This window comes from Gemmiger formicilis (assembly GCF_024462815.1).
Lineage (GTDB): Bacteria > Bacillota > Clostridia > Oscillospirales > Ruminococcaceae > Gemmiger.
In genome coordinates this window covers 177,746-185,575 of record NZ_JANGCG010000004.1, presented here as the reverse complement: position 1 = coordinate 185,575, position 7,830 = coordinate 177,746, and the positions used below count along the sequence as shown (strand labels likewise).

Genomic DNA, 7,830 nt, shown 5'->3' with positions numbered 1-7,830 from the left:
CCCCCCCCCCCCCCGCGGGCGGATGCAAGCATCCGCCCCTATAATCACCCGGAAGTATGCAACGCCCCGCGGCGGGCAGAGGACTGCCCGCCCTACATTTCCGGTATCTTATTGATTGCCCTGTAGGGCGGCTAGTCCTCTGGCCGCCGCACCTTATTCTGTTTCCCGCGCGAAGAATCGCGAGTTATTTTTAAAGGAGAGAACCCCCATCCATGTATGACCTTATCATCGTAGGCGCCGGCCCTGCCGGCATTTTCACCGCGCTGGAGCTGCTGCGCAAGAGCTGCAACCCCCACAAGATTCTGCTTGTCGAAAAGGGCAAGCCTGTGGAAAAGCGCCACTGCCCCAAGGACAAAACCGGCGTCTGCGTAAACTGCAAGCCGACCTGTGCCATTACAACCGGCTTTTCCGGTGCGGGTGCCTTCTCTGACGGCAAGCTGTCGCTGTCCTATCAGGTCGGCGGCGAGCTGCCCGACCTGATTGGCGAGGATTTCGCGCAGGAGCTCATCGACTACACCGACAAGATTTATCTGGAGTTCGGTGCAGACCCGAAGGTGGAGGGCGTCTACGAAGGCCCCGACATCAAGGGCATCCGCAAGCGCGCCATTCAGGCGGGCCTGCAGCTGGTCGACTGCCCCATCCGCCACCTAGGCACCGAGAAGGCCCAGCAGCTCTACTTAAACATCCAGAATTATCTGGCTGACGCGGGCGTTGAGATGCTGTTCAACACCGAGTGCGAGAACATCATTCTTGAGGATTCCGTCTGCAAGGGTGTGCGCCTGCGCGAGAAGGACGGCACCCGCGATGTGCTGGCCAAGCAGGTGGTCATTGCCACCGGCCGCCGCGGCGCGGACTGGCTGGAGAAAATCTGCGCCGAGCACAACATTGCCCACAAGCCCGGCACCGTTGACATTGGCGTCCGCGTGGAGTGCCGCAACGAGGTCATGGAGAAAATCAATCAGGTTCTCTACGAGGGCAAACTCATCGGCTACCCGGCCCCGTGGCGCAACAAGGTGCGCACCTTCTGCCAGAACCCCGGCGGCTTTGTCGCGCAGGAAAACTACGATAATGACCTTGCGGTTGTCAACGGTCACAGCTTCAAGGAGAAGAAGAGCAACAACACCAACCTTGCGATTCTCGTCAGCCACAACTTTACCGAGCCGTTCAACCAGCCCATCGCCTACGCGCAGAAGGTCGGCGAGCTGACGAATATGCTGGGTGCAGGCCACATTCTGGTGCAGCGCTACGGCGATATTCTGGACGGCAAGCGCACTTGGGCCAACGAGCTGGCCCGCACCAACGTGCGCCCGACCCTGAAGGATGCCGTGGCCGGTGACATCACCGCCGCCATGCCCTACCGCGCCATGGTCAACATCATTGAGTTCATCAAGATGATGGACGAGGTTGTGCCCGGCTTTGCCAGCCCCGAGACGCTGCTCTACAGCCCCGAGCTGAAGTTCTACTCCAACAAGGTCAAGATGGACACCGATTTGGAGACGAACATCGTCGGTCTGCACTGCCTGGGCGATTCCTCCGGCTGGACCCGCGGCCTGATGATGGCCTCCGTCATGGGCGTCCTGATGGGCCGCAAGCTGATGGAGAAGCACGGCTTCTGAGAAAGTACGGATATTCTTTTCTTATAAGAAAAGAACCAAAAGAATTTTGAACAAAAACAGAGGATACAGCTTTGGTAGGCTGTATCCTCTGTTTTGTTATGTGCATATTGATTAGGTCGCTCCGTAGGGGCCGCATATATGCGGCCCGCAAGCTCCCGGCACACCCCTTTACCCGGGTTCACGTCCCATCCAATCCAAGCCTGTAGGGAGGGGTCTTGACCCCTCCGGGCAATAGCAAACCCTAAAAATATTTAAAACCCTATTGACTCTGACGTTGCGTTATGGTTTAGAATGATACTACACGGGAAGGAGTGATACATATGCGAACAGTAAAAGATGTCAGCAAACTCACGGGTGTCAGTGTGCGCACACTACACTATTATGATGCCATTGGCCTTTTAACGCCTACAAAAGTAACTGATGCAGGCTACCGAATGTATGACGATACAGCCCTTAGTCGTTTGCAAAGCATCCTGTTGTTTCGTGAATTGCAATTTCCCCTAAAGGAAATTAAAGAATTTCTTGATAGTCCTGATTTTAATCAGGAAGAAACAATAGCGCAGCAAATCAAGCTGTTAGAGTTGCAATATAAGCATATAGGCGAGCTTATTTCCTTTGCCCGTGAAATTCAAACCAAAGGCGTAAAGACAATGAATTTTGAAGTTTTTGATACAAATGAAATTGAACAATACAAGGCGGAGGTTAAATTAAAATGGGGAAATTCCAAAGCGTATCAAGAGTATGAACAACGAGTTGTTTCTCACAGTGAACACAACGATTCTAAATTTGTCAATGAGATTATGTCGTTGTTCACTGATTTAGGAGCGATGAAACAATTACCCCCTACAGATAAGGCTGTTCAAGAAAAAATAGCCGCTTTGCAAGCCTATATAAATGAAAACTTCTACACTTGCAGCAATGGCATTTTAAAAGAATTGAGCGAAATGTATGTCTGTGATGATCGTTTTAAGAAGAACATTGACCGTTTTGGCGGAGAAGGAACAGCGAAATTTGTAAGAGAGGCAATTTTCGTGTATTGTGAAAAGTGAAGTTTGAATATGAACGCCAAGCGGATGCCAGGTCCCCCTCTGCGGCAACAAAACAAAAATGCCGATATGGGGTGACGGCATTGCCGTCGGTTCCACCTATGCAAAACCATCAAAACGGCCCCTACAACCGAGCAGGAAGTTTCAACCGTACCAAGCAACTCTGAATTTCACAACAAAACCGCCCCCGACGGTGTATTGCTGCACTGTCAGGGGCGGTTGCCTTATTTACCCTTTATGACATAAACCTGTCCTTCAAATTTTTGAAGAAGCTCTTGCGCTTTTCGTAGTTCTCGTCCTTCAGGCTGTCCTCAAACGTCTTCAGGGCTTCGCGCTGGGTGCGGTTCAGCTTTTTGGGAATTTCCACATCCACAATGACGTACTGGTCACCGCGGCCGCGGCCGTTCAGATACTGGATGCCCTGACCGCGCAGGCGGAACTTCGTGCCACTCTGCGTGCCCTCGGGAATCTTCTGGGCAACCTTGCCATCCACGGTGGGCACCTCAATCTCGGCGCCCAGCACGGCCTGCGAGTAGGTAATCGGCACACGGACATACACATCGTAGCCATCGCGCTCAAACACGGCGTCTGTCTTGACGGTCACGTGAACAATCACATCACCAGCGGGGCCACCGTTGGTGCCTGCATCGCCCTGACCACGCAGTGCAATGTTCTGGTCGTCGTCGATACCCGCGGGAATCTTGACCTCCAGCGTCTTGCGGGCACTGGTCTTGCCGGTGCCGCGGCAGGTCTTGCAGGGGTTCTTGATAATGGTGCCGCGGCCGCCGCAGTGCGGGCAGGGCTGCTGGCTCTGCATCACACCAAAGGGCGTGCGCTGCTGGGTCACCACATAGCCGCGGCCACCGCACTCGGTGCAGGTTTCGGGGCTGGTGCCGGGCGCACAGCCGTTGCCGTTGCAGTCCGGGCAGGTCTGCTGGCGGTTCAGCGTGACCTTCTTGGCGCAGCCGTGGGCCGCCTCCTCAAAGGTCAAAATGACACTGGCCTGAATATCATGGCCCTTGCGCGGAGCGTTGGGGTTGGAACGGGTCGAGCCGCCAAAGCCGCCGAAACTGCCGCCAAAAATATCGCCGAAGATATCACCCAGATCCACGCCGCCTGCGCCGAAGCCGCCGCCAAAGCCACCGTAGCCGCCGCCGGGCTGGCCGGCCCCATAGTTGGGATCGACCCCGGCAAAGCCGAACTGGTCATAGCGCTTGCGCTTATCCGGGTCGGAAAGTACATCGTTGGCCTCGTTGACCTCCTTGAACTTCTCCTCGGCGGTCTTATCGCCGGGGTTCAGGTCGGGATGGTACTTTTTGGCCAGCTTGCGGTAGGCGCTTTTAATCTCGGCATCGGTGGCGTTTTTGCCGATTCCCAGCACCTCGTAATAATCACGTTTTTCAGCCATAGAATCTATCCCCTCTATTTGGGTTGAATTTCAATTTCTCCATAACCCCCAAGGGCCGCCGCCGGGGTTGCCCAGCGGCGGCCTTATTATGGGTTACTGGTTATCAGACCTCGTGGAAGTCAGCGTCAACGGCGCCGTCATCCTTCGGCTGTGCGCCGGCATCGGGGCCGGGCTGTGCACCGGGCTGCTGGCCCTGTGCCTGAGCGGCCTGCTGGTAAACCTTCTCGCTGATGGCGTAGAAAGCCTTCTGCAGCTCGTCCTGCTTTGCCTTGATGTCGTCAATGCTGCCGGACTTCAGGGCTTCCTTCAGGGCGGAGAGCTTGGTCTCAACCTCGCTCTTCTCCTCAGCGGAGACCTTGTCGCCGAACTCGCCCAGAGCCTTCTCGGTCTGGAACACCATCTGGTCGGCGTTGTTACGCACATCGACTTCCTCGCGGCGCTTCTTGTCCTCGGCGGCATACTGCTCGGCGTCCTTGACAGCCTTGTCGATGTCGTCCTTGCTCATATTGGTGGAAGCAGTAATCGTGATGCTCTGCTCCTTGCCGGTGCCCAGATCCTTCGCGCTGACGTGCACGATGCCGTTGGCGTCGATGTCGAAGGTAACCTCAATCTGAGGCACGCCACGGGGAGCCGGAGCAATGCCGTCCAGATGGAAGGTTCCCAGACTCTTGTTGTCGCGGGCAAACTCACGCTCGCCCTGCAGGACATTGACCTCAACGCTGGGCTGGTTGTCCGCAGCGGTGGAGAAAATCTGGCTCTTCTTGGTGGGGATGGTGGTGTTGCGGTCGATAATCTTGGTGCAGACACCGCCCAGCGTCTCGATGCCGAGGCTCAGCGGGGTGACATCCAGCAGCAGCAGACCCTTCTTCTCGCCGGTCAGGACGCCGCCCTGGATGGAAGCACCGACAGCAACGCACTCATCGGGGTTGATGCCCTTGAACGGCTCGCAGCCCAGCTCCTTCTTGACAGCGTCATAGACGGCGGGGATACGGGTAGAGCCACCGACCATCAGGACCTTGGCCAAATCGGAAGCCTTCAGGCCAGCGTCAGCCAGAGCCTTGCGGACAGGGGTCATCGTGCGCTCAACCAGGTCAGCGGTCAGCTCATTGAACTTGGCGCGGGTCAGCGTCATATCCAGATGCTTGGGGCCGTTGGCGTCAGCGGTGATGAAGGGCAGGTTGATGTTGGTAGTGGTAGCGCTGGACAGCTCAATCTTAGCTTTCTCAGCGGCCTCCTTCAAGCGCTGGGCAGCCATCTTGTCCTTGCGCAGGTCGATGTTGTTCTCGCGCTGGAAGTCCTCAGCCATCCAGTTGATGATGCGCTCATCGAAGTCATCGCCGCCCAGATGGGTATCGCCGTTGGTGGACAGAACCTCGGTAACGCCGTCGCCCATCTCGATGATGGAGACATCGAAGGTGCCGCCGCCCAGGTCATAGACCATAATCTTCTGGTCGGTTTCCTTGTCAACGCCGTAGGCCAGTGCCGCAGCAGTGGGCTCGTTGATGATACGCTTGACGTTCAAACCAGCGATGGTGCCTGCGTTCTTGGTGGCCTGACGCTGGCTATCGTTGAAGTAAGCGGGGACGGTGATGACCGCCTCGGTAACGGGCTCGCCCAGATAAGCCTCGGCGTCAGCCTTCAGCTTGGAAAGAATCATTGCGCTGATTTCCTCAGGGGTGTAGTCCTTGCCGCCTGCGTGAACCTTCTCGGCCGTGCCCATCTTACGCTTGATGGAGGAGATGGTGTTCTCCGGGTTGGTGATGGCCTGACGCTTTGCGACCTGACCAACCAGACGCTCGCCGGTCTTGGTAAAGCCGACAACAGACGGGGTAGTGCGGGCGCCCTCAGCGTTCGCGATGACAACGGGCTCGCCGCCTTCCATAACAGCGACGCAGCTATTGGTAGTACCAAGGTCAATACCGATAATCTTACTCATACTATAAAACTCCCTTCAAATTTGCTTTGAATGTGGTAATGTCAATTTATATGAAAACGGATTTTGCAATCCGGTTTGCCTTACTCTGCAACAACAACCATCGCATGGCGGATGATTTTGTCGCCGATTTTGTAGCCCTTCTGGAAAACCTGCACCACGCTGCCGCTTTCCTGCCCTTCGGCGGCGGGAACCTGCTGGACGGCGTTCATGAAGTTGGGGTCAAAGGGCTTGTTCAGGGCCTCAATCTCGGTGATGTTCAGCACTTCCAGGGCCTTTGCGGCCTTGTCCAGCGTCATCACAACGCCCTTCTTGTAGTTCTCGTCGGCGCAGGCGGCATTTGCGGCCATATCCAGCGTGTCCAGAATGCCCAGAATCTGGGTCACGGCGTGGGAAACGCCATCGTTGAACTTCTGGTCAGCCTCGCGCTGGCTGCGCTTGCGGTAGTTATCATACTCGGCGGCGGTGCGCAGCAGCTGATCCTTCAGCTCGGCGCTCTTCTTTTCCTCCGCCTCCAGCTTGGCCTGCAAAGCCGCGGTCTCATGATGGTGCTTGCCCATATGCTTGCCCTCCGGCTTTTCCGCGGCCTTTTCGGGCGCGGGGGTCTCCTGTGCAGCGGCTTCCGGTGCCTTTGCCTGTTCCGCTTCCTGTGCAGTGGTCTGCTTGGTTTCTTCTTCGTGGCTCATTGCGGGTCTCTCCTTCTTTCTTTATTGGCCCTGCCCGGCCATGCTCTGCCCCAGCTTGGCGGCAAAGTAGTCCAGAATCGGCAGCAGGCGCTGGTATTCCATGCGGGTGGAGCCGATGATGGCTACCGAGCCTGTCAGCCCGCCGCCCGCAAGGTACCGCTTGCTGACGATGCAGGCACCCGGCATTGCGGGGTCAAGGTCACAGCCCAAGGTGGCGGTAATCCTGTTGCCTTCCGGGCGAATCAGCTCGGTCGCGGCCTCATTGTCAGAGAAAATCTCCAACAGCGTGCCCAGATTCTGGCGCACGTCCGGCATCTTTGCCAGATACTGCGCGCCCTCCAGACAGGCCTGCGGGCCGGTGGTGACCAGCGCCTGCGCGGCCAGCACCACCGGGGCCAGACGCTCGCCTGCCGCCAGCACCATGCTGGCCAGCAGCATCGGGGTCAGGTCCTGCGGGGCCACAAACGTGAGCCCGCGGTTGAGCAGCTGCGCCAGATTGGCGGCGTCATCCCGGGTCAGGCCGGTGTCCACGCGGGCCACGCGGGTACGCACGCCGCCCGCGCTGGTAACGGCCAGCACCGCGGCGGAGTACCGGCCCACCTGCACCACCTCAAAGTGGGCGATGCAGAGATCCGGGGCCTGCGGCGTGGTGGCGGCGGCGGCGCAGCCGGTCAAATCAGCCAGACTGCGCGTTGCAGCGGGCACGAGCTTTTCCGGCTCGGCGTCCATGCCTGCAAAGAGGTCGTCAATGTGATGGCGATCCTCCTCCGGCAGGGCGCAGATTTTCGGCGCGTCAATCAGATGGTCGAGGTAGTAGCGGTAGCCCTGCGCGCTGGGCACGCGGCCCGCGCTGGTGTGGGGCTGCTCCAGCAGGCCCAGCTTGGTAAGGGCGGCCATCTCGTTGCGCAGTGTCGCGCTGGACAGTGCCATGTCAAAGTAATTTGCCAGCAGGCCCGAACCGACCGGTTCGCCGCCGTTGGCGTACAGGGCAACAATGGCTTCCAGTATCCGCTGCTTGCGGGCATCCATCGCCATGCTGCTCATCTCCTTTGGATTGCTTGTTTTGGGTTTGTTTAGCACTCTTTATCTCTGAGTGCTAAGTTTATTATAATCCCGTTTTGCAAACTGTCAAGAGTTTTTC

At 57.4% G+C, this 7,830-nt stretch carries 6 protein-coding genes; 2 read left to right on the top strand and 4 right to left on the bottom strand.

All coding sequences use genetic code 11. The annotated features are described in order from the left end of the window. Positions 1-212: 212 nt before the first annotated feature. Both NE623_RS05785 and NE623_RS05780 read left to right on the top strand, forming a co-directional pair. The gene (locus tag NE623_RS05785) at positions 213-1,616 is read left to right on the top strand and encodes an NAD(P)/FAD-dependent oxidoreductase (protein ID WP_256271387.1); all 1,404 of its coding nucleotides are present in this window, start codon (positions 213-215) and stop codon (positions 1,614-1,616) included. Positions 1,617-1,936: 320 nt separating this feature from the next. Beyond that, positions 1,937-2,665 (top strand): MerR family transcriptional regulator, encoded by a 729-nt coding sequence (locus NE623_RS05780; protein ID WP_256271385.1) that lies wholly within the window; start codon positions 1,937-1,939, stop codon positions 2,663-2,665. Positions 2,666-2,897: 232 nt separating this feature from the next. Here the strand turns inward: NE623_RS05780 and dnaJ are convergent, their stop codons facing one another. From dnaJ to hrcA, 4 genes are all read right to left on the bottom strand, one after another. Next, on the bottom strand, positions 2,898-4,070 hold the full coding sequence (gene dnaJ / locus NE623_RS05775) for a molecular chaperone DnaJ (RefSeq protein ID WP_256271384.1): 1,173 nt from the start codon (positions 4,068-4,070) through the stop codon (positions 2,898-2,900). A 103-nt stretch (positions 4,071-4,173) separates the two neighbouring features. Next, positions 4,174-6,006: a molecular chaperone DnaK gene (dnaK, locus tag NE623_RS05770; protein WP_256271383.1), complete on the bottom strand. Its 1,833-nt coding sequence runs from the start codon at positions 6,004-6,006 to the stop codon at positions 4,174-4,176. A gap of 80 nt (positions 6,007-6,086) precedes the next feature. After that, entirely contained in the window at positions 6,087-6,689 is a 603-nt protein-coding gene (locus NE623_RS05765; RefSeq protein ID WP_256271382.1) for a nucleotide exchange factor GrpE, read from the bottom strand. A gap of 21 nt (positions 6,690-6,710) precedes the next feature. Further along, complete coding sequence (hrcA, locus tag NE623_RS05760; protein ID WP_256271381.1) at positions 6,711-7,724, bottom strand: heat-inducible transcriptional repressor HrcA; 1,014 nt, start codon at positions 7,722-7,724, stop codon at positions 6,711-6,713. Positions 7,725-7,830: the final 106 nt, after the last annotated feature.

What these genes read in the sequence shown, in the direction of transcription:
- hrcA (WP_256271381.1), bottom strand. Translation starts at nt 7,724, where the DNA reads ATGGCGATGGATGCCCGCAAGCAGCGGATACTGGAAGCCATTGTTGCC.
- NE623_RS05785 (WP_256271387.1), top strand. Translation starts at nt 213, where the DNA reads ATGTATGACCTTATCATCGTAGGCGCCGGCCCTGCCGGCATTTTCACC.
- NE623_RS05765 (WP_256271382.1), bottom strand. Translation starts at nt 6,689, where the DNA reads ATGAGCCACGAAGAAGAAACCAAGCAGACCACTGCACAGGAAGCGGAA.
- dnaJ (WP_256271384.1), bottom strand. Translation starts at nt 4,070, where the DNA reads ATGGCTGAAAAACGTGATTATTACGAGGTGCTGGGAATCGGCAAAAAC.
- dnaK (WP_256271383.1), bottom strand. Translation starts at nt 6,006, where the DNA reads ATGAGTAAGATTATCGGTATTGACCTTGGTACTACCAATAGCTGCGTC.
- NE623_RS05780 (WP_256271385.1), top strand. Translation starts at nt 1,937, where the DNA reads ATGCGAACAGTAAAAGATGTCAGCAAACTCACGGGTGTCAGTGTGCGC.